Source organism: Vibrio navarrensis (genome assembly GCF_000764325.1).
Lineage (GTDB): Bacteria > Pseudomonadota > Gammaproteobacteria > Enterobacterales > Vibrionaceae > Vibrio > Vibrio navarrensis.
On sequence record NZ_JMCG01000001.1, the window covers coordinates 843841 to 864987 of the forward strand.

At 49.4% G+C, this 21147-nt stretch carries 21 protein-coding genes; 20 read left to right on the forward strand and 1 reads right to left on the reverse strand.

What is annotated here, in order from left to right; all coding sequences use genetic code 11:
* Nucleotides 1-4: 4 nt before the first annotated feature.
* Both secD and secF read left to right on the forward strand, forming a co-directional pair.
* The gene (secD, locus tag EA26_RS03730) at nt 5-1861 is read left to right on the forward strand and encodes a protein translocase subunit SecD (protein WP_081946361.1); all 1857 of its coding nucleotides are present in this window, start codon (nt 5-7) and stop codon (nt 1859-1861) included.
* A 14-nt stretch (nt 1862-1875) separates the two neighbouring features.
* Nucleotides 1876-2823, forward strand: coding sequence for a protein translocase subunit SecF (secF, locus tag EA26_RS03735; RefSeq protein WP_039424273.1), 948 nt, complete (start codon nt 1876-1878; stop codon nt 2821-2823).
* A 155-nt stretch (nt 2824-2978) separates the two neighbouring features.
* Here secF and suhB read toward each other — a convergent pair whose 3' ends face one another.
* Nucleotides 2979-3782 (reverse strand): inositol-1-monophosphatase, encoded by an 804-nt coding sequence (suhB, locus tag EA26_RS03740; protein WP_039424275.1) that lies wholly within the window; start codon nt 3780-3782, stop codon nt 2979-2981.
* A gap of 243 nt (nt 3783-4025) precedes the next feature.
* Between suhB and trmJ the strand changes: the two genes are divergently transcribed.
* From trmJ to der, 18 genes are all read left to right on the forward strand, one after another.
* Nucleotides 4026-4757, forward strand: coding sequence for a tRNA (cytosine(32)/uridine(32)-2'-O)-methyltransferase TrmJ (gene trmJ / locus EA26_RS03745; RefSeq protein WP_039424277.1), 732 nt, complete (start codon nt 4026-4028; stop codon nt 4755-4757).
* Between the two features lie 112 nt (nt 4758-4869).
* Nucleotides 4870-5376 (forward strand): Fe-S cluster assembly transcriptional regulator IscR, encoded by a 507-nt coding sequence (gene iscR, locus EA26_RS03750; RefSeq protein WP_039424279.1) that lies wholly within the window; start codon nt 4870-4872, stop codon nt 5374-5376.
* A 30-nt stretch (nt 5377-5406) separates the two neighbouring features.
* Nucleotides 5407-6621 carry an IscS subfamily cysteine desulfurase gene (locus EA26_RS03755; protein ID WP_039424280.1) on the forward strand — a complete coding sequence of 405 codons (1215 nt, stop codon included), beginning with the start codon at nt 5407-5409 and terminating at the stop codon, nt 6619-6621.
* Between the two features lie 47 nt (nt 6622-6668).
* Nucleotides 6669-7052, forward strand: a complete 384-nt coding sequence (iscU, locus tag EA26_RS03760; protein WP_039424283.1) for a Fe-S cluster assembly scaffold IscU — start codon at nt 6669-6671, stop codon at nt 7050-7052.
* A 73-nt stretch (nt 7053-7125) separates the two neighbouring features.
* The gene (gene iscA / locus EA26_RS03765; RefSeq protein WP_039424285.1) at nt 7126-7449 is read left to right on the forward strand and encodes an iron-sulfur cluster assembly protein IscA; all 324 of its coding nucleotides are present in this window, start codon (nt 7126-7128) and stop codon (nt 7447-7449) included.
* Between the two features lie 55 nt (nt 7450-7504).
* Entirely contained in the window at nt 7505-8020 is a 516-nt protein-coding gene (gene hscB / locus EA26_RS03770; protein ID WP_039424286.1) for a co-chaperone HscB, read from the forward strand.
* 20 nt (nt 8021-8040) lie between these two features.
* A complete protein-coding gene (gene hscA / locus EA26_RS03775; RefSeq protein ID WP_039424288.1) occupies nt 8041-9894 on the forward strand; it encodes a Fe-S protein assembly chaperone HscA in 1854 nt (617 codons plus the stop codon).
* A 12-nt stretch (nt 9895-9906) separates the two neighbouring features.
* Nucleotides 9907-10245: an ISC system 2Fe-2S type ferredoxin gene (gene fdx, locus EA26_RS03780; protein WP_039424290.1), complete on the forward strand. Its 339-nt coding sequence runs from the start codon at nt 9907-9909 to the stop codon at nt 10243-10245.
* 54 nt (nt 10246-10299) lie between these two features.
* The gene (gene iscX, locus EA26_RS03785; protein WP_039424291.1) at nt 10300-10494 is read left to right on the forward strand and encodes a Fe-S cluster assembly protein IscX; all 195 of its coding nucleotides are present in this window, start codon (nt 10300-10302) and stop codon (nt 10492-10494) included.
* 153 nt (nt 10495-10647) lie between these two features.
* The gene (pepB, locus tag EA26_RS03790; protein WP_039424293.1) at nt 10648-11946 is read left to right on the forward strand and encodes an aminopeptidase PepB; all 1299 of its coding nucleotides are present in this window, start codon (nt 10648-10650) and stop codon (nt 11944-11946) included.
* 63 nt (nt 11947-12009) lie between these two features.
* Entirely contained in the window at nt 12010-12435 is a 426-nt protein-coding gene (gene ndk / locus EA26_RS03795) for a nucleoside-diphosphate kinase (protein WP_039424295.1), read from the forward strand.
* Nucleotides 12436-12659: 224 nt separating this feature from the next.
* Entirely contained in the window at nt 12660-13784 is a 1125-nt protein-coding gene (gene rlmN / locus EA26_RS03800; protein ID WP_039424297.1) for a dual-specificity RNA methyltransferase RlmN, read from the forward strand.
* Between the two features lie 400 nt (nt 13785-14184).
* Nucleotides 14185-15105 carry a RodZ domain-containing protein gene (locus EA26_RS03805; RefSeq protein ID WP_039424299.1) on the forward strand — a complete coding sequence of 307 codons (921 nt, stop codon included), beginning with the start codon at nt 14185-14187 and terminating at the stop codon, nt 15103-15105.
* Between the two features lie 6 nt (nt 15106-15111).
* Nucleotides 15112-16230: a flavodoxin-dependent (E)-4-hydroxy-3-methylbut-2-enyl-diphosphate synthase gene (ispG, locus tag EA26_RS03810; protein ID WP_039424301.1), complete on the forward strand. Its 1119-nt coding sequence runs from the start codon at nt 15112-15114 to the stop codon at nt 16228-16230.
* Nucleotides 16231-16290: 60 nt separating this feature from the next.
* Entirely contained in the window at nt 16291-17559 is a 1269-nt protein-coding gene (gene hisS, locus EA26_RS03815; protein WP_039424303.1) for a histidine--tRNA ligase, read from the forward strand.
* Nucleotides 17560-17627: 68 nt separating this feature from the next.
* Nucleotides 17628-18242 (forward strand): YfgM family protein, encoded by a 615-nt coding sequence (locus EA26_RS03820; protein ID WP_039424305.1) that lies wholly within the window; start codon nt 17628-17630, stop codon nt 18240-18242.
* A gap of 12 nt (nt 18243-18254) precedes the next feature.
* Nucleotides 18255-19415: an outer membrane protein assembly factor BamB gene (gene bamB, locus EA26_RS03825; RefSeq protein ID WP_039424307.1), complete on the forward strand. Its 1161-nt coding sequence runs from the start codon at nt 18255-18257 to the stop codon at nt 19413-19415.
* 180 nt (nt 19416-19595) lie between these two features.
* On the forward strand, nt 19596-21086 hold the full coding sequence (gene der / locus EA26_RS03830) for a ribosome biogenesis GTPase Der (RefSeq protein ID WP_039424309.1): 1491 nt from the start codon (nt 19596-19598) through the stop codon (nt 21084-21086).
* The last annotated feature ends 61 nt before the right edge of the window (nt 21087-21147 follow it).

The window sequence follows — 21147 nt, forward strand, 5'->3', positions numbered from 1 at the left end:
CGCTGTGCTAAACCGTTACCCATTATGGAAGTACTTGATGGTGGTGTTAACCATCGCTATCGCTGCCTTGTACGCACTTCCAAATATCTACGGTGAAGATCCGGCAATTCAAGTTACAGGGGCGCGTGGCGCCTCTGTAGATATGTCAACGCTGGATGCTGTCACCAATGCTCTTACCAAAGAGAACCTTACCCACAAATCGATTGCCCTAGAAAATGGCTCGATTCTTGTCCGTTTCAATGATACCGACACCCAATTGAGTGCTCGCGATGTCGTCAGTGAAGCGCTTGGCAAAGACAAGATTGTCGCGCTTAACTTGGCGCCTTCTACCCCAGATTGGCTGGAATCTATCGGCGCTGCGCCGATGAAGCTTGGCCTTGACCTACGTGGTGGTGTGCATTTCCTGATGGAAGTGGACATGGATGCCGCGATGGAGAAGCTGGTCGGCCAGCAAGAAGAAGCGTTTCGCAGTGAGCTGCGCGATGCCAAAATCCGTTACCGTTCTATTCGTCCTTCCGGTAAACAAGCGGTTGAAGTGTTGCTGCGTGATGCAGAGCAAGTGGCCGAAGCGAAGCAACTGTTAGTCAAAAATCATCCAGACATGACGTTTGTTGAGTCAACGGTAGATGGTCGCTATGAGCTGGTTGCTACCTTTACCGAAGCGCGTCTGCAAGAGATCCGCAACTACGCGGTTGAGCAGAACATTACCATCTTACGTAACCGTGTGAACGAGCTCGGTGTGGCAGAGCCATTGGTTCAACGCCAAGGCGCGAGCCGGATTGTGGTTGAGCTGCCAGGGGTGCAAGACACCGCGCGTGCGAAAGAGATCTTAGGCGCAACGGCAACACTTGAGTTTCGTGAAGTGGATGATAAAGCTGACCTAGCGGCGGCGGCGAATGGCCGTGCTCCGGCGGGTAGTGAAATCAAAACGGATCGTAATGGTCGTCCAGTCGTGCTGAAAAAACGGGTAATTCTCGGTGGTGCAAGCATTACCGATGCCAGCTCCAGTACCGATGAATACGGTCGTCCACAGGTTAATATTTCGCTCGATAGCGAAGGTGGCAATAAAATGTCCGCCTTCTCGAAGAAGAACATCGGTAAGCTAATGGCGACGGTGTTTGCGGAATACAAAGACAGTGGTCGTCGCACGCCTGAAGGCAAAGTTATTCTCACTAAGCATGAAGAAGTGATCAACCAAGCGACCATTCAGTCGGCGCTGGGACGCAACTTCCGCATTACCGGAATTGATTCTGCCGCTGAAGCGCACAACTTGGCGCTGCTATTGCGCGCTGGTGCGCTGATTGCACCGATCTCCATCGTTGAAGAACGTACCATCGGCCCATCTATGGGTCAGCAGAACATCGACATGGGTATCCAAGCGTGTATCTGGGGTATGGTGGCGGTCATGCTATTTACTCTGCTTTACTATCGCAAGTTTGGCTTGATTGCCAACGTGGCGCTGATGGCGAACTTGGTACTGATTATTGGTGTGATGTCGATGATCCCGGGGGCGACTATGACCTTGCCGGGCATTGCGGGTATTGTTCTCACGGTCGGTATGGCGGTTGACGCCAACGTGCTGATCTTTGAGCGTATCCGTGAAGAGCTGCGCGAAGGGCGCAATCCGCAGCAAGCGATTCATCAAGGATATGCGAATGCGTTTAGCACAATCGCCGACGCCAACATCACCACACTGATCACGGCGATTATTTTGTTCGCAGTCGGTACAGGGGCGATCAAAGGTTTCGCGGTGACCTTATCTATCGGTATTTTAACCTCGATGTTTACGGCCATCATCGGTACGCGTTGTATTGTCAACCTACTGTACGGCGGCAAACGTATTAATAAACTGTCGATCTAAGGCTGGGAATTGTTATGTTTCAGATTCTAAAAGCAGACAAAGCGATCGACTTTATGCGTTGGTCGAAATTCGCATTCGCATTGTCGATTGTGATGATTGGGGCGTCGATCTTTACCCTCTCCACTAAGTGGTTGAACTGGGGGTTGGACTTTACCGGCGGTACCTTAATTGAAGTAGGCTTTGAACAGCCTGCCAATCTTGAAGAGATCCGTAGTGCGCTGGAAAGCAAAGGCTTTGCCGATGCGACAGTACAAAACTTCGGTTCAGCGCGTGATGTGATGGTGCGTTTGCGTCCTCGTGAAGATGTTGCGGGTGAAACGCTGGGCAACCAGATTTTAAGTGCGATTAAAGAAGGCACAGGCAAAAACGTTGAAATGCGCCGTATCGAATTCGTAGGACCGAACGTGGGTGATGAGCTCACCGAAGCGGGTGGTCTGGCGATTTTGGTCTCTTTGCTGTGTATTTTGCTCTATGTCTCGATGCGTTTTGAATGGCGTTTGGCGGCGGGGGCGGTATTGGCATTAGCACACGACGTGATCATTACGTTGGGTGTTTTCTCCATGATGCAAATCGAAGTGGATCTTACCATCGTTGCCGCTTTGTTGACGGTGGTGGGCTACTCGCTAAACGATACCATTGTGGTGTTTGACCGTATTCGTGAGAATTTCCGCAAGATGCGCAAAGGTGAGCCAGCCGATGTGATGGATAGCTCGATCACCCAAACGTTGAGTCGTACGTTGATTACATCTGGCACAACCTTGTTTGTGGTGATTGCGCTGTTTGCACAGGGCGGGGTGATGATCCACGGTTTTGCTACCGCATTGCTACTGGGTATCACCGTTGGTACTTACTCTTCTCTTTATGTGGCTTCGGCGCTGGCGCTGAAACTGGGTATTCAGAAAGAGCACCTGATACCGCCGCAAGTGGAAAAAGAAGGTGCTGAGTTCGAAGAACTGCCTTAACCGCTTTACCGCATAAAACGCAAAAGCCGCTGCAAACCACAGCGGCTTTTTTCTATTTTGTGTAGGCTATTTATTTATGCAGTGGCCGGAAATAAAAAAGCCCCAACCTTGCGGAAGGGGCTCATTCAAAAGTAATCAGCGTGACGGGCTATGGATTACTTAAGAATTGCGTCGTTACCGTTCTCACGGATATGTTTCAGCAGTGATTTAACGCCGCGCGCACTTGAAGCAACGAGGTTACCTGATTTCAGGTATTCTGTACCGCCGGCAAAGTCAGTGATGATCGCGCCCGCTTCACGTGCGATCAGCTCGCCCGCAGCAATGTCCCAAGGTTTTAGGCCAAGCTCAAAGTAACCGTCAACGCGGCCAGCGGCAACGTAACAAAGATCCAGCGCAGCAGAGCCAGCGCGGCGGAAGTCTGCGACTTCAACAAACATGGCAGACATGATTTTGAAGTAAGATTCAGAATGTTGCTTCTGCTTGAATGGGAAACCGGTTGCGATAATCGCACCTTGCAGATCTTTGGGTTGTTTTACACGGATACGTGCGCTGTTGAGCTGTGCACCTGAACCACGTTGAGCGGTGAACAGTTCATTTTGCATTGGGTCGTAAACACAAGCGACTTCAGTTTTGCCTTTGATGCGCACGGCGATAGAAACTGCGAAATGAGGAATGCCTTTGACAAAGTTGGTGGTGCCATCCAGTGGGTCGATGATCCATTGTACGTCTTTATCTTTACCATCAATCGTGCCGTTTTCTTCAGCGATGATGCAGTGCTCTGGGTAAGAGTTTTTAATAGTATCGATAATGATCGTTTCTGCTTCTTTGTCTACGTTGGTCACAAAGTCGTTTGTGCCTTTTAGCGTAGATTCAATTTTCTCAACGTTTTCTAGTGATTTAGCAATATGGTTGCCTGCTTTTCGCGCAGCGCGAATAGCAATGTTTAGCATTGGATGCATACGAATTTCCCAACGGATGTTAAAGAACAAATGAAAGCGGCGGCGAGTATACCAGAGAAAAATGAAATGTGAAGTGGTGATTTTTTAGGCGGCGTTCCTTGCTTGATGTGATGAGTATCAAGAAAACGCAGCTCTACGCTCTTCGACCGAGCGATTAATTCCCTGCATGCCGCCAACAACCTAGGGCGATAGAGAAAAATGTGCTAACATCCTGCGGTTTTGAATCAGGTGCCAAAAACTCGCATGTTAGATCAGGTCAAAGTTGTTCTCGTCGGAACGTCCCACTCAGGTAATATCGGCTCTGCCGCTCGCGCAATGAAAGTGATGGGCCTTAGCCAATTGGTTCTCGTACAGCCGGAATGCGAAGTGGATGCCCAAGCAATTGCGCTGGCCTCTGGTGCCTCTGATGTGGCTTTGAATGCGCGTATTGTTTCTTCTTTAGAAGAGGCAGTGAGTGACTGCGCTTTGATTGTTGGCTCTAGTGCTCGCTCACGTACTTTGGAATGGCCGATGCTTGAGCCAAGAGAGTGCGGTGAGAAGATGATCCAAGAAAGCAAGCAAGGTGCGGGAGCGCTGGTTTTTGGTCGCGAGCGTACTGGCTTGACCAACGAAGAGCTGCAAAAGTGCCACTATCACGTCTGTATTCCAGCCAATCCAGAGTACAGCTCATTAAACCTTGCCATGGCGGTACAAACGCTTAGCTATGAAGTGCGTATGGCGTACCTCAATGATCAGCAAAGTCAGTACGCACCCATTGCTGAAGTGGAATATCCTCGACACAAAGAGTTAGAACTTTTCTATCAACATCTCGAAAAGGTGATGCTGGCAAGTGAGTTCATCAGTCCCGATCAACCTAATCAAGTGATGAACAAAATGCGTCGTCTGTTCAGTCGTGCTCGCCCGGAAGCGCAAGAGCTCAACATTTTGCGCGGCGTGCTGACGGCGATTGAAAAATCGCACCTGAGCAAAAAATAACCCTTAAAAATTAAGGGATGAATACCTGAGTAAAATAGTCAAATAAATACTTGACCGTTTTTGTCAGGTATGGAAAAATGTATCCATTGTAAAAGTGTGGATACGGTGTGTTATGAAACTGACCTCTAAAGGAAGATATGCGGTAACAGCAATGCTGGATGTGGCGCTGCATTCGCAAAAAAGTCCTGTTCCTCTGGCTGATATTTCTGAGCGTCAGGGGATTTCGCTCTCTTATCTTGAGCAGCTTTTTTCTAAATTGCGTAAAGCAGGCCTAGTTGCCAGTGTGCGTGGCCCGGGTGGTGGTTACCGTTTGGGCGGCGATGCGTTCTCGATTTCTATTGGTACGGTGATCGCGGCAGTTGATGAATCGGTTGATGCCACCAAGTGTCAAGGCAAAGGTGACTGCCAAGGCGGCACGCGTTGCCTAACACACACACTATGGCGTGACTTAAGCTCGCGTATTAGTGACTTCTTGAACAACATCACTCTTGGTGAGCTGATGAGTGACAATGAAGTTCTCGAAATTTCTGACCGTCAGGAAATAACCCTAGCGGTAAATCATGGGTTGGCTAACAAAAATACAAGCACCGCGCCCATCGGTGTAAATTTCCGCTCTTAAGCGGTCAGCATGTTTACATTGGAGTGAAGAATGAAACTGCCTATTTATCTAGACTATTCGGCAACGTGCCCCGTTGATCCTCGTGTCGCTGAGAAAATGGTTCAGCACATGACGATGGACGGTATTTTTGGTAACCCGGCGTCACGTTCTCATCGTTACGGTTGGCAGGCGGAAGAAGCGGTCGACACCGCTCGTGAGCAAATTGCCGATCTGCTTAATGCAGACCCACGTGAAATTGTTTTCACTTCGGGTGCAACCGAGTCAGATAACCTGGCAATCAAAGGCGCAGCCCATTTTTATTCAAAGCAAGGCAAGCACATTATTACTTGCAAAACAGAGCATAAAGCGGTGCTCGACACGACTCGCCAACTAGAGCGTGAAGGTTTTGAAGTGACTTACCTTGAGCCTGAAGCGAACGGCATCATCGATCTGAACAAACTCGAAGCCGCGATGCGTGACGATACAGTTCTCGTCTCGATCATGCACGTCAACAACGAAATCGGCGTGATTCAAGACATCGCTGCGATTGGTGAACTGTGCCGTGCGCGCAAGATCATTTTCCACGTGGATGCAGCTCAGTCTGCTGGTAAAGTGGCGATTGACGTTCAAGCGATGAAAGTGGACTTGATTTCACTCTCAGCACACAAGATTTACGGTCCGAAAGGTATCGGCGCACTGTACGTACGTCGTAAACCACGTATCCGTCTTGAATCGCAAATGCATGGCGGTGGTCATGAACGCGGTTTCCGCTCTGGTACTCTGGCCACGCACCAAATCGTTGGTATGGGCGAAGCGTTCCGTATCGCTAAAGAAGAGGTGCAAAAAGATTACGACCATGCATTGGCATTGCGTAGCCGTCTGCTTGATGGCGTTAAAGACATGGAAGCGGTCACGATCAACGGCGATCTTGAGCAGCGCGTACCACATAACCTCAACGTGAGTTTCGCTTTCGTTGAAGGTGAGTCTCTACTGATGTCGCTAAAAGATCTTGCGGTTTCATCAGGCAGTGCATGTACTTCAGCCAGCCTTGAGCCATCTTACGTGCTGCGTGCACTTGGCTTGAATGACGAACTGGCTCACAGCTCGATTCGTTTCTCCTTTGGTCGTTTTACCACCGAAGAAGAGATTGACTACGTTATTGAACAGATCCGTGTAGCCGTAAACAAGCTACGCGACATGTCTCCTCTATGGGATATGTACAAAGATGGGGTTGACTTGAACACGGTTGAGTGGGCGCACCACTAAGCGCGAGTTAATCCAGAGCAATTTATAGAGGATTCGAGGGAAATATCATGGCATACAGCGAAAAAGTAATTGATCACTACGAGAACCCACGTAACGTTGGTTCGTTTGACAAAGACGATCCGTCTATCGGTAGTGGTATGGTTGGCGCACCCGCTTGTGGTGACGTAATGAAACTGCAGATCAAAGTGACGCCAGAAGGCATCATCGAAGACGCGAAGTTTAAAACCTACGGTTGTGGCAGTGCGATCGCATCCAGCTCACTGGTTACTGAGTGGGTGAAAGGCAAGAGCATTGAAGAAGCGGCGTCGATCAAAAACTCTGAGATCGCCGAAGAGTTAGAGTTGCCACCAGTGAAAGTGCACTGCTCTATTCTCGCCGAAGACGCGATTAAAGCCGCAGTTGCGGATTACAAGAAAAAACACCAACTTTAAGCCACTATTTACAGCTATAATGGGAGCCTTTTCGCTCCCATTAGAATCGTCAACACATTAACTAAGGTGCAGTATGGCCGTTACACTAACAGAAAGCGCAGCAAGTCGAGTAAGAGCATTCCTTGATAACCGTGGTAAAGGGATTGGTTTGCGTCTGGGAGTGAAAACCACTGGCTGTTCAGGCATGGCGTATGTGCTGGAATTTGTTGATGAACTGAATGAAGAAGACGAAGTATTCGAACATTCAGGTGTGAAAGTGATTATCGACAAAAAGAGTTTGGTGTATCTCGACGGCACCCAGCTCGACTACGTCAAAGAAGGGTTGAACGAAGGCTTTGAGTTCAATAACCCGAATGCGAAAAGTGAATGTGGTTGTGGTGAAAGCTTCAACGTCTAATGACTGAAGTTCTGGGCCTGATGGCTCAGAACGTTTAATCAAGGGCCAGAACTCGATGAATCACTTTGAACTATTTGGGCTACCAACTCAGTATCAGCTGGATGGTAGCCTTCTTTCTTCTCAGTTCCGGGAATTGCAAAAGCGTTTCCATCCGGATAATTTTGCCACCGCCTCCGAGCGGGATCGCTTGTTGGCGGTGCAAAAAGCGGCACAAATCAACGACGCTTACCAAGTTTTGAAACATCCCATTTCACGCGCGGAATATTTATTGGCGCAAAATGGGGTGGAAATGCGCGGTGAGCAACAAACCTTGCAAGACCCCATGTTCCTCATGGAACAGATGGAGCTGAGAGAAGAGCTCGAAGCGATCCCAAGCGCTTCAGACGCACAAGATGCACTGGCGGAATTTGATGCTCGAGTGAGCAAAATGTATAAGCAACATCTAAGTGCGATAGAGCAAGAGCTTAACGAGGCGTTGTGGCAGCAAGCCGCAGATCGCGTTCGTAAGCTGAAATTTATTGCCAAATTAAAGAACGAAATCGAACTAGTGGAAGAGAAGCTCTTCGGCTAGTTGAAAAACAAGGATCCATCATGGCATTACTTCAAATCGCAGAACCGGGTCAGAGCTCGGCACCTCATGAGCACAAGCTCGCGGCTGGTATTGATCTCGGCACAACCAATTCACTGGTTGCTTCGGTACGAAGTGGTGAGGCTACCACATTAAAAGATGAGCAAGGCCGAAGCCTACTGCCTTCGGTTGTGAATTACGCCGGTGAAACGCTTCTGGTCGGTTATGAGGCAAAAGCCCAAGCGGAAATTCAACCTGAAGAGACGATTATCTCCGTTAAACGTCTGCTTGGTCGATCATTGCAAGACATTCAGGCGCGCTATCCTTCTTTACCTTATCAGTTCAAAACCAGTGAAAACGGTTTGCCCGTGCTGCGAACTCAGCAAGGCGATAAAAACCCGATTGAAGTGTCGGCAGATATTCTCAAAGCACTGGCAAAACGCGCGCAAGAGACGCTGGGTGGCGAACTTGCTGGCGTGGTGATTACCGTTCCCGCCTATTTTGATGATGCGCAGCGTGCGGGCACCAAAGATGCCGCCAAACTTGCTGGTTTGCATGTACTGCGTCTGCTCAATGAGCCGACGGCGGCGGCGATTGCCTATGGGCTTGATTCTGGTCAGGAAGGCGTAATTGCCGTCTACGATTTGGGCGGCGGCACCTTTGACATCTCCATTTTGCGTCTTTCGAAAGGGGTGTTTGAAGTACTGGCCACTGGCGGTGATTCTGCACTCGGCGGCGATGACTTTGACCATCTGCTGGCGGATTATCTCAAAGAAAAAGCTGGGCTGGTTTCTCCGCTCTCTGCTGAGCAAAATCGAGTGCTGCTCAATATTGCCACGGCAACCAAAATCGCTTTTTCTGAAAAAGAAAGTGTTGAGGTTGATGTCTTTGGCTGGAAAGGCGAGGTCACCCGTGAACAGTTTGAAGATCTTATTCGTCCGTTAGTGAAAAAAACCTTGATGTCTTGTCGCCGCGCACTGAAAGATGCTGATGTTGAGACGGACGAAGTGCTGCAAGTGGTAATGGTTGGTGGCTCCACTCGTACCTTATTGGTGCGCGAGATGGTCGGCGAATTTTTCGGCCGTACCCCACTGACGAGCATTAACCCAGACGAAGTCGTGGCAATAGGCGCGGGAATTCAGGCTGACATTTTGGCCGGTAACAAGCCGGATTCAGAGATGCTACTGCTGGATGTGATCCCGCTGTCGCTCGGCATTGAAACCATGGGTGGTTTGGTGGAGAAAATTATCCCGCGCAATACCACCATTCCTGTCGCACGCGCTCAGGAGTTCACCACCTTTAAAGATGGTCAAACCGCAATGAGCGTGCACGTGGTGCAAGGCGAGCGCGAAATGGTCGGCGATTGCCGTTCTTTGGCTCGCTTCTCGCTTAAAGGCATTCCGCCGATGGCGGCAGGGGCTGCGCATATTCGCGTGACTTATCAGGTGGATGCCGACGGTCTGCTGTCAGTGACTGCCATGGAAAAGAGCACTGGAGTTCAGTCTGAAATCCAAGTCAAACCGTCTTATGGCTTGAGCGATAATGAAGTCGCCAACATGTTGCGTGACTCAATGGCTTATGCCAAAGAAGACATGCAAGCGCGTGCGCTGGCTGAGCAACGCGTTGAAGCTGACCGCGTGATTGAAGGGCTGATTTCTGCGTTGCAAGCCGATGGCGATGCGCTGCTGAATGAAGACGAAAAACAAGCGCTGTTACAAGCGATTGAATCTTTGATTGCGCTGCGTAACGGCGATGATGCCACAGCGATCGAGCAGGGAATTAAAGACACGGATAAAGCGAGCCAAGATTTTGCATCGCGCCGCATGGATAAATCGATCCGTGCCGCTCTGGCTGGCCAGTCAATCGACACTATTTAAGAGATAAAAAGTATGCCTAAGATTATTGTACTGCCTCATGAAGATTTGTGCCCTGAAGGCGCGGTGTTAGAAGCCCAAGCAGGTGAGACTGTGCTGGATGTGGCACTGAAAAACGGGATTGCGATTGAACACGCGTGTGAGAAATCTTGCGCTTGTACAACCTGTCACGTGATTATCCGTGAAGGCTTTGACTCTCTTGATGAAAGTGACGAATTAGAAGACGACATGCTCGATAAAGCTTGGGGGCTTGAGCCGGAATCTCGTCTTGGTTGCCAAGCGAAGATCGCTGATGAAGATCTGGTGGTTGAGATCCCGAAATACACGCTTAACCACGCATCCGAAGATCATTAATCATCCACAGCAGCACAGAGGTGCTGCTTTGGCTAAACGCCCTGAGGAAAAGTTATGAAATGGACAGATTCGCGAGATATCGCTATCGAACTGTGTGAAAAGTTCCCAGATACGGATCCTAAGACGGTTCGCTTTACCGACTTACATCAGTGGATTTTAGAATTGGACGATTTTGACGATGAACCAAACCGTTCCAATGAAAAAATCCTCGAAGCGGTTATCTTGTGTTGGCTGGATGAGTGGCAATAAAATCCAGCTCAGTTAACAATTTTTATTAAAAAAGACGGACCTTATGGTCCGTTTTTTTATCAAGTTGACATTTCTGCCCTACATAATGCTAACATCCGTGGGTTATTAAAAAAGAAAGGCGCAGGTAACGCCGTTATAAGGCAAGGAGAAACCATGTCTACACAGATGTCTGTATATTTAAGCCAGGAGGCTGCAGCTCCACAGTGGGGTGAAAAAGCACTGGTCTCGTTCAATGACAACGGGGCGACCATTCACCTCGGTGAAAAAACCGACTTGGTGAAAATCCAACGTGCGGCGCGCAAACTCGATGGCCAAGGCGTAAAAGCGGTGATGCTCGCGGGCGAAGGTTGGAACCTTGATGCCGTTTGGGCGTTTTATCAGGGCTACCGCAGTCCAAAAAAACAAAATCAGTTGGAATGGGTTGCGCTCGAAGAAAAAGCGCAAGCGGAGTTAGACGCTCGTATTAAAGCAACCGAGTTTACGCGCGATATCATTAACAAACCGGCAGAAGAAGTCGCGCCACGTCAATTGGCCACCATGGCGGCGGAGTTTATTCGTTCAGTGGCACCAGAAGGCACCGTCACCGCTCGCATCGTTAAAGATAAAGATTTGCTAGCTGAAGGTTGGGAAGGGATTTACGCGGTGGGCCGTGGTTCTGAGCGCACCTCGGCGATGTTACAACTCGACTACAACCCAACCGGTGATGAAAACGCGCCTGTGTGGGCCTGTTTGGTCGGCAAAGGCATCACGTTTGACTCTGGCGGTTACAGTATCAAGCCATCCAACTTTATGGACGCGATGAAAGCGGACATGGGTGGCTCCGGCACCATCACTGGCGGCTTGGGCTTAGCGATCATGCGTGGTCTGAATAAGCGCGTGAAGTTGATCTTGTGCTGCGCAGAAAACATGATCTCCGGTCGTGCGCTGAAACTGGGCGATGTCATCACCTATAAAAACGGCAAAACGGTTGAAATCATGAACACCGACGCAGAAGGGCGTCTGGTTTTGGCCGACGGTCTGATCTACGCGTGTGAACACAATCCTGAGCTGATCATCGATTGTGCGACATTGACTGGCGCGGCAAAAAATGCACTGGGTAATGACTACCACGCACTTCTGACTTTTGACCAAGCGTTAGCGCAACAAGCGCTAGCGGCCGCTGATGAAGAGAAAGAAGGCTTGTGGCCTCTGCCACTGGCGGAATTTCATCGTGAAATGTTGCCTTCAAACTTTGCGGACCTGTCGAACATCAGCGGTGGCGACTATTCGCCGGGTGCGAGCACCGCAGCGGCGTTTCTTTCTTACTTTGTGCAAGACTACCAAAAAGGTTGGCTGCATTTTGACTGCTCTGGCACCTACCGTAAGTCTGCCAGCGACAAGTGGTCAGCGGGCGCAACCGGCATGGGGGTTTGTACCTTAGCGCGTATTCTCACTGAACAAGCGAGCAAATAAATTCACTAAGGCAGCCGTTTTCGGCTGCTTACTATAACAACGAATGAAGTAAAAGGACTCCTTATGGCTCTAGAGAGAACATTTTCTATTATCAAGCCCGACGCTGTAGAACGTAACCTGATCGGCGAGATTTACCATCGCATCGAGAAAGCGGGTTTGCGTATTATTGCCGCTAAAATGGTGCAACTGAACGATGAGCAGGCCAGTGGCTTTTATGCAGAACACGAAGGTAAAGCGTTTTTCCAACCACTTAAAGAGTTTATGACCTCCGGCCCTATTATGGTGCAAGTGCTGGAAGGCGAAAATGCCATCGCTCGTTACCGTGAGTTGATGGGAAAAACCAACCCAGAAGAAGCCGCGTGTGGCACGATTCGTGCCGATTATGCGCTGAGCATGCGTCACAACTCAGTGCACGGAAGTGATAGCCCGGCATCGGCTGAGCGTGAAATTGCCTTCTTTTTCCCTGAGTCAGAAATCTGTCCTCGTTAATCGTTTGAGCAGAACAAACCCAGCCGTAAACGCTGGGTTTTTTGCTTTCTGTGTACTTGTTTTTACCATTGAGCAAGGTTCTCAAGTCGGTGTTAAACTCGGTTAAAAAATAATCGCAGAGGATTTAATCTCTTAGCAAATTCGGGGTTTTACAACCCTTGTTGTCACTGCGTAAAGCCTGTACAATTCGCGCCCTTAATCTTGATCAGTCATTGAGAGGCAACATGAGCACTGGGAAAATTAATCTACTCGACTTTGATCGCCAAGGTATGCGTGAGCTTTTCGCCCAAGAGTTAGGCGAGAAAGCATTTCGTGCCGATCAGGTTATGAAGTGGATCTACCATTTCGGTGTGGATGACTTCGATAACATGACCAACATCAACAAGAATTTGCGCGAAAAGCTCAAGCAGAAATGTGAAATTGTCGCTCCGGTGGTTTCTGAAGCTCAGCACTCATCGGATGGCACTATCAAGTGGGCAATGCGCGTTGGCGATCAAGATGTTGAAACCGTCTATATTCCTGAAGAAGATCGCGCGACCTTGTGTGTTTCTTCTCAGGTGGGGTGTGCCTTGGAATGTAAATTCTGCTCAACGGCACAGCAAGGTTTTAACCGTAACCTCAAAGTATCGGAAATTATCGGTCAAGTATGGCGCGCCGCGCGCGAAATCGGTCTGGAAAAAGAGACGGGTCGACGCCCTATCACTAACGTGGTGATGATGGGAATGGGTGAGCCGCTGCTTAACATGAAAAACCTTATCCCGGCACTGGAAATTATGCTCGATGATCTCGGTTTTGGTCTGTCAAAGCGTCGTGTGACTGTTTCTACCTCTGGCGTGGTCTCTGGCTTGGATCAGATGACGGGCAAAATCGACGTGGCTTTAGCTATCTCTTTGCATGCGCCGAACGACAAACTGCGTAGCGAAATTATGCCGATTAACGATCGTTGGGATATCCAAGACTTCCTAGCATCCGTGCGTCGTTACATCGCATCATCGAATGCCAACCGCGGTAAAGTGACGGTGGAGTATGTTCTACTGGATCACGTTAATGACGGAACCGAGCATGCACATGAGTTGGCGCAGTTGATGAAAGACACCCCTTGTAAGATCAACTTGATCCCATTCAACCCGTACCCAGGTTCGCCATATAAAAAGCCAAGCAACTCACGTATTGACCGCTTCCAAAAAACCTTGATGCAATACGAGCACACGGTCACTATCCGTAAAACTCGCGGTGATGATATTGATGCTGCGTGTGGCCAATTGGTCGGTGATGTGATTGACCGAACCAAACGGACCGCGGTGCTCAAAGCGGCGAAGGGGGAAACCATCGAAGTTCGCGCGCTGTAACCGTCTCCGATCTATGTCAGCCAGAGCCATGCTCTGGCTGCTTTATTTCAATCTTTGGGCACTTTTTGCCCACCATTTCTTGCCATTTCCTGCGTTATTGGACGATAGTTCGAATTTCTTGTGTCAAGTTTTGGACAAAAGCTTGAGCTGAGGGTAAATTTCTCAGCAAAGAGTTTTTGTCAATTCAAGACATTGGCTTATCATGAGTAAAGCATGTTTAGTCTTGGTGGATAAAACGTGCCAGAAATCTTCCCAATGGCACAATAATCAGTAGCCAATTCGGTCCGAGGGAAGTCTCTTTATAATCTGATCTACAGATTGTTCACTCTTAGACACGCGCCAAAATAACGATAAAGAAAAACAGAGTGCGGGTGTTAATTAAAAAAGATTTTAAGAAGTTATGACGACAGAAAACGAAAATTTAGCACAAACATCCCATGACACTGCGCCGGCAATTGAAGTTGGTACGTTACTTAAGCGTAAGCGCGAAGAGCTGGGTTACAGCCAAAAACAAGTTGCGGATCGCCTTCGGTTGCGTTTAACGGTGATTGAGCAAATCGACAACAACCAACTTGCCACCGATCAAGTCGCCACCTTTACCCGTGGCTATTTACGCTCTTACGCGCGATTGGTCGGCGTGGATGAATCGCTTGTGTTAGCCGCTTTGGATGATGCGGGCGATGCGCAGCACCAAGAGCAGGAGATGCAAAGTTTTTCTCGCAAGACCAAAACGGAGAAACACAACAGCCGTATCATGCTTATCACTTGGGGAGTGTTTATCATTATTATCGGGATTTCTTCCCTGTGGTGGTGGCAAAACCAACGAGATAACAGTCTTTCCCAATCGGTGAATGATACTTCGGCAGTCGAGGTACCAGCAGTGATGGAAGAGAGCGAAAACACACCCGCGCTAGATGACGTGGTCATGCAAGAACTGACGGTTGCTCCTGAGGAGGTCTCTCCTTCTGTTGAAGCCCCTTCTTCAGACGCGACGCCTGAGGAAGTGCTTATCGAAGAGCCTGCTGCGGTTGAAGCCGAAGTGGCTGAATCTGTGCAAACCTCTGCAACACTGGCGGACGATCAACAAGTGATCACCATGACCTTTGAAGCGGATTGCTGGATCCAAGTGAAAGACGCTCAGGGCAAGACATTGATTTCTGGTATCCGCAAAGCGGGACAAGATCTTGAGCTTTCAGGAGAAGCCCCGTTTAAAGTCATTTTAGGTGCGCCAGAAGGCGTCGCCATGACATTTGCAAGTGAACCTGTCGACCTTTCTCGGTATACTGCAGGCAAAGTAGCAAGATTCACCTTACCTTTATAAAGAATTATGCACAACGAATCTCCAATTATCCGTCGTAAATCGACGCGTATCTACGTGGGTAATGTTCCTATTGGTGATGGTGCACCGATCGCGGTGCAGTCCATGACCAATACCCGAACCACCGACGTTGAAGCCACGGTCGCACAAATCAAAGCACTGGAAAAAGTGGGTGCTGATATTGTTCGTGTTTCTGTGCCAACCATGGATGCCGCTGAAGCATTTAAACTGATTAAGCAGCAGGTATCGGTGCCGTTGGTGGCCGACATTCATTTCGACTATCGCATCGCCCTGAAAGTGGCGGAATACGGCGTCGATTGTTTGCGAATTAACCCAGGCAATATAGGGAACGAGGAGCGTATTCGTTCGGTGGTTGATTGCGCTCGCGATAAAAATATCCCGATCCGCATTGGTGTTAATGGCGGTTCTCTGGAAAAAGATCTGCAAATGAAATATGGCGAACCGACCCCAGCCGCTTTGGTGGAGTCGGCGATGCGCCACGTTGATATCCTAGATCGTCTCAACTTTGATCAGTTTAAAGTCAGCGTCAAAGCATCGGATGTCTTCCTTGCGGTTGATTCCTACCGCCTGCTGGCAAAGAAAATCGACCAACCACTGCATTTGGGGATTACCGAAGCAGGTGGTGCGCGTGCGGGCTCGGTGAAGTCGGCGGTTGGCCTTGGTATGCTACTGGCCGAAGGTATTGGCGACACCTTGCGTATCTCGCTGGCAGCGAATCCAGTTGAAGAGATCAAAGTCGGCTTTGATATTCTCAAATCGCTGCGCATTCGCTCGCGTGGTATCAACTTTATTGCCTGCCCTTCGTGTTCGCGTCAGGAATTTGATGTCATCAACACGGTGAATGCGTTAGAAGAGCGCTTAGAGGACATCATCACGCCGATGGATGTTTCGATCATCGGTTGCGTGGTGAATGGCCCGGGCGAAGCGGAAGTTTCTCATCTAGGCCTTGCGGGCAGCAACAAGAAGAGCGCTTTCTATGAAGACGGTAAGCGTCAGAAAGAGCGTTTCGATAACGATGACTTGGTGAATCAGTTGGAAGCAAAAATTCGTGCTAAAGCGGCGCGGATGGATGCCAGCAACCGCATCGACGTGAAAGTTCACGATTAATCTCAATACCCGTTACGTTCAGCAAACGAACGGGTAGTCAGCAACATTACGGTAACTATTGTGGCAAAAACAATTCAAGCAATCCGAGGCATGAACGACTGCCTCCCAACTCAATCACCGCTGTGGCAGAAACTAGAAAACACAGTGAAGAATGTCATCAGCGCCTACGGCTACAATGAAGTGCGCATGCCAATTGTTGAGATGACCCATCTGTTTAGCCGCGCTATTGGTGAAGTAACCGATGTGGTTGAGAAAGAGATGTACACCTTTGAGGATCGCAACGGCGATAGCCTGACCTTGCGTCCGGAAGGCACCGCGGGCTGTGTCCGCGCCGGGATCGAAAATGGTCTTTTGTACAATCAAGAACAACGCTTGTGGTATATCGGTCCGATGTTCCGTCATGAGCGCCCACAAAAAGGTCGTTACCGTCAGTTCCACCAGTGTGGTGTCGAAGTATTTGGCTTGGATGGTCCTGATGTGGATGCTGAACTTATCATGATGACAGCGCGCTTGTGGCGTGAACTGGGCATCGACAAGCACGTGCGCTTAGAGTTGAACTCGATTGGTTCACTGGAAGCGCGTGCCAACTACCGCAGCGCACTTATTGAGTTTCTTGAGCAACATATTGAAGTGCTTGATGAAGATTGCAAACGCCGTATGCACACCAACCCACTGCGCGTGCTGGATTCAAAAAATCCAGAGGTGCAGGCGATTTTAGGTGATGCGCCACGTCTGGCCGATTATTTGGATGAAGAGTCCAAGCAACATTTTGCAGGTTTGTGTGAACTTCTTGGCGCTGCTGGCATCGAATACACAGTCAATCAGCGCCTCGTTCGTGGCCTAGATTACTACAATCGTACGGTTTTTGAGTGGATTACCGAGAGCTTAGGATCGCAAGGCACAGTGTGTGGCGGTGGTCGTTACGATGGCCTCGTTGAGCAACTTGGCGGTAAGCCAACGCCAGCAGTCGGTTTTGCCATGGGGCTTGAGCGCTTAGTATTGATGCTCGAAACCCTAGAGCTTACCGACGTGCGTCGCAGTGTCGATGTGTACGTAGTCACCGCGGGTGAAGGAACGATGATGGCAGGCATGAAGCTGGCTGAGCAATTACGTGAATCGCTTCCCGGCGTGCGTGTAATGAACCACTTTGGCGGTGGTAACTTCAAGAAGCAGTTCAAGCGTGCGGACAAAGTTGGCGCAGTAGTTGCACTCGTGCTGGGCGAAAATGAAGTGGCAGATAGTACCGTTGTGCTGAAAGATCTCGCAGGTGGTGAGCAAAACACCTATGCGCAAGCTGAAGTGGCGGCAAAAATCGCTGAACTGATTTAAGTACAGCAGTTTCGAATTTAAATGGCAGGAGAACCTGCCATTTTTGAAGTTTTTAAAGAGGACAGGAAGTGGAAGTTTACAATACTGAAGAAGAACAAGTAGAAGCGATAAAAGAGTGGTGGAAAGAGAATGGCAAAGCCGTGATTATCGGCGCTGTTGTTGGTCTTGGCGGTCTTTTTGGTTGGCGTTACTACCAAGATTCTGTGACTTCGGCTCGTGAAGCGGCTTCTCAAAGCTATACTTCCGCAATTAATACTCTGCAAGCAAAAGGTGTGGACGCTGCGGCGGATGTGCAAAGTTTCATCGATGGCAATGAAGTCAAAGAGTACTCTGTGCTGGCGGCTTTGCAACTGGCGAAAACACAAGTGGATGCTGGCGATCTTAACGCTGCGTTAGTGCAGTTAAAGTGGGCTCAAAGCAACAGCAAAGATGCCGCCATTGCGCCTCTTGTCAGCTATCGAATCGCACGTATCGAAGCAGAACTGGGCAACTTTGATGCGGCAAATGCTGAACTGGCTAAAGTGAGCAACAAAGGTTGGACCGGCCGTATTGCCGAACTGCGTGGTGACATTGCTCTGCGTCAAGGTGATAAAGAAGCAGCATACGCGGCTTACTCGGAAGCCCAACAAGCAGAAGATGCTGGTCAAACACTGCAGATGAAGCTTGACGATCTGGCGAAATAAGGACTTCATGGCATGAAGAATGTGTTCAGAAGAGCCGTATTAGGACTGATCACGGTCGGTATTCTTGCGGGTTGTGCCGGTGAAGAAGACACCATCGTTATGGCGCCAGTGCCTCAGGTAAAAAGTCAGTTTACCCCAAAGAGTAGCTGGAGTGCTTCGGTTGGTGATGGTGTTGGTCATTACTTTTCTAAGCTCGCCCCCGAATACGCTTACGACAAAGTGTTTATCGCCAGTCGTGGTGGGGAAGTCAAAGCACTTGATCCGCAAAAAGGCAACACACTTTGGCGTGTGCAGCTTGGCAAAGACGGCAGCGCGAAGTTGTCGGGTGGCATCACCGCAGCCTACAGTCAGGTTTTCATTGGCAGCGAAAATGGTGAAGTGATCGCGCTAGATCAGGAGACTGGCGAAGAGAAATGGCGCGTAGCGGTTGCGGGTGAAGTCTTAGCCAAGCCGGTAGCGGAAGGCAGTCTGGTGATTGTGAATACCAGCAATGGTATCCTCATCGCGCTGGATCAAACCAATGGTGAACAGAAATGGGCGATTAGCACCGATGTACCCAATCTGACCTTACGTGGCGATAGCACGCCGGTGGCGGTTTCTGGTGGGGTATTTTGGGGCACAGCCAATGGTCGATTGGCTGCTGCGATCGTCGAACGCGGTCAACTGATTTGGCAGCAACCTGTTGGCACTCCAAAAGGCGCGACCGAAATTGATCGTCTGGTCGATGTCGATTCCTCGCCGATTTTGCTCGGTGGCACCTTGTACGTAGTTGGTTACAACGGCCAACTGATTGGGATTGATTTGCGCTCAGGTAAAGCAACGTGGAAGCGCAATTACTCTTCAGCGATTGATATGGCGACCGATGGTAGCCGCTTGTTTCTTGTTACGGACAAAGATCATTTAGTCGCGGTCGATGCCCGTAGTGGTACCGAACTGTGGGAAAATGCTCAGTTGCAACACCGCTTGCTGACTGCGCCAGTCATCGTCAACAACTATTTGGTGGTTGGCGACAGTGAAGGTTATTTGCACTGGTTGGACAAAAGCACGGGTGAATTTGTTGCACAGCAGATGGTCAATGATAGCGGTTTTGCCGTGGGGCCGACTGTATTGCCGGACGGTTATCTGATTGTGACTCGTAATGGCAAAATAAAGAAACTGACGCTCAGCGAATAATATCGTGATATAATTCACATTCGGCTCCTGGCTGGTAACGGCTAGGAGCCGTTTTATTGCTGGAAACTTTTGTAAAACTTAAAATAGAACATGTGGTTATAGGTAAAGGCTTGGTGCGGGTTGTGCTAACTTCCGTCGTTACCTATAACTACATACGAACAGATTATTGTAGAGGTTATTATGGTACCTGTTGTTGCCCTGGTTGGGCGTCCGAACGTAGGTAAGTCTACCTTGTTCAACCGTTTGACTCGTTCTCGTGACGCATTAGTGGCAGACTTTCCCGGTCTGACACGAGATCGTAAGTACGGTCAGGCTAAAGTAGGCGAACACGACTTCATCGTGATTGATACAGGTGGTATCGACGGTTCTGAAGAGGGCGTTGAAACCAAGATGGCGCAGCAGTCACTGGCGGCGATCAACGAAGCCGATGTGGTGCTGTTTATGGTAGATGGTCGTGCTGGCCTGACATCCGCCGACGAAGCGATTGCTGCGCATCTGCGTAAAATCGAAAAGCCAGCCATGCTAGTGGTGAATAAGATCGATGGGATTGACGCCGATGCCGCCAGTGCCGATTTCTGGCAGCTGGGTGTCGATGATATGTACCAGATCGCCGCTGCGCATGGTCGTGGTGTGACTGCGTTGATCGAACGTGCACTCGATCCTTTCTTTGACAACATGCTCAGCGCTGGTAAAGAAGGTGAAATTGAAGATTTGACCGAATTTGCTGACCAAGATGAAGAGTCGCTTGATTACAGCGAAGAAGAAGCGGAAGAAGCGTTCAAACGTCTTCAAGATCAGCCGATTAAGCTGGCGATCATTGGCCGTCCCAATGTGGGCAAATCGACGCTGACCAACCGGATTTTGGGTGAAGAACGTGTCGTGGTGTATGACATGCCTGGAACGACTCGCGATTCTATCTACATTCCAATGGAGCGTGATGGTCGTGAATATGTGTTGATTGATACGGCTGGTGTACGCCGCCGTGGACGCATTAATGAAACGGTAGAAAAATTTTCTGTGGTGAAAACGCTTAAAGCCGTTGAAGATGCTAACGTCGTTCTGCTGGTGATTGATGCGCGTGAGAATATCTCTGATCAGGATTTGAGCTTGCTCGGCTTTGCACTCAACGCTGGTCGTTCAATTGTCTTGGCGGTCAATAAGTGGGATGGCCTAGATAATGAAGTTAAAGAACATGTGAAGAAAGAGCTCGATCGTCGTCTTGGTTTTGTCGACTTTGCGCGTATTCACTTTATCTCTGCGCTACACGGTACAGGTGTGGGCCACTTGTTTGAGTCGGTACAGGAAGCGTATCGCTCTGCGACCACTCGAGTTAGTACCTCAGTTCTGACACGCATTATGAAAATGGCAACCGAAGATCACCAGCCGCCGATGGTGCGTGGTCGTCGAGTAAAACTGAAGTACGCCCATGCTGGTGGTTACAACCCGCCAATTATCGTGATTCACGGTAACATGGTGCGCGAGTTGCCTGACTCTTATAAACGTTATCTGATGAACTACTACCGTAAGTCTTTGGATATCATGGGTACACCGATTCGTATCTTGTTCCAAAACAGCGAAAACCCATTTGAAGGCCGCACCAGCAAGATGACGCTCTCTCAAGAGCGCGCTCGTAAGCGTATGGTTTCAGCGGTGAAGAACCGTAGTAAATAAACCGAGCTTTATATCGAATGCCCAAGTTTTGACTTGGGCTTTTTTTACCTACAGTTCTCGT